This is a genomic window from Streptomyces sp. NPDC007095 (genome assembly GCF_040634475.1).
Classification (GTDB): domain Bacteria; phylum Actinomycetota; class Actinomycetes; order Streptomycetales; family Streptomycetaceae; genus Streptomyces.
The window spans coordinates 3,815-5,030 of sequence record NZ_JBEYFS010000420.1 but is presented as its reverse complement, the minus strand read 5'-3'; the positions used below and the strand labels follow the sequence as shown (position 1 = coordinate 5,030).

The 1,216-nt window shown below is 56.4% G+C and carries 1 rRNA gene (only partly in view); it reads right to left on the bottom strand.

The features are described 5' to 3' along the window. Window positions 1-21: 21 nt before the first annotated feature. A 23S ribosomal RNA gene (locus tag ABZ656_RS56430) occupies window positions 22-1,216 on the bottom strand; it runs 2,028 nt beyond the window's last position.

The window sequence follows — 1,216 nt, the reverse complement described above, 5'->3', positions numbered from 1 at the left end:
ACACAGTGGACGCGAGCAACTGAGGACAAGCCCTCGGCCTATTAGTACCGGTCACCTCCAGCGGTTACCCGCCTTCCAGATCCGGCCTATCAACCCAGTCGTCTACTGGGAGCCTTAACCCCTCAAAGGGGGTGGGAATACTCATCTCGAAGCAGGCTTCCCGCTTAGATGCTTTCAGCGGTTATCCCTCCCGAACGTAGCCAACCAGCCATGCCCTTGGCAGGACAACTGGCACACCAGAGGTTCGTCCGTCCCGGTCCTCTCGTACTAGGGACAGCCCTTCTCAATATTCCTACGCGCACAGCGGATAGGGACCGAACTGTCTCACGACGTTCTAAACCCAGCTCGCGTACCGCTTTAATGGGCGAACAGCCCAACCCTTGGGACCGACTCCAGCCCCAGGATGCGACGAGCCGACATCGAGGTGCCAAACCATCCCGTCGATATGGACTCTTGGGGAAGATCAGCCTGTTATCCCCGGGGTACCTTTTATCCGTTGAGCGACGGCGCTTCCACAAGCCACCGCCGGATCACTAGTCCCGACTTTCGTCCCTGCTCGACCCGTCGGTCTCACAGTCAAGCTCCCTTGTGCACTTACACTCAACACCTGATTACCAACCAGGCTGAGGGAACCTTTGGGCGCCTCCGTTACTCTTTAGGAGGCAACCGCCCCAGTTAAACTACCCATCAGACACTGTCCCTGATCCGGATCACGGACCCAGGTTAGACATCCAGCACGACCAGAGTGGTATTTCAACGACGACTCCACAACAGCTGGCGCTGCCGCTTCAAAGTCTCCCACCTATCCTACACAAGCCGAACCGAACACCAATATCAAACTGTAGTAAAGGTCCCGGGGTCTTTCCGTCCTGCTGCGCGAAACGAGCATCTTTACTCGTAGTGCAATTTCACCGGGCCTATGGTTGAGACAGTCGAGAAGTCGTTACGCCATTCGTGCAGGTCGGAACTTACCCGACAAGGAATTTCGCTACCTTAGGATGGTTATAGTTACCACCGCCGTTTACTGGCGCTTAAGTTCTCAGCTTCGCCACCCCGAAGAGTGACTAACCGGTCCCCTTAACGTTCCAGCACCGGGCAGGCGTCAGTCCGTATACATCGCCTTACGGCTTCGCACGGACCTGTGTTTTTAGTAAACAGTCGCTTCTCGCTGGTCTCTGCGGCCACCCCCAGCTCAGAGTGCAAGACTCATCACCAG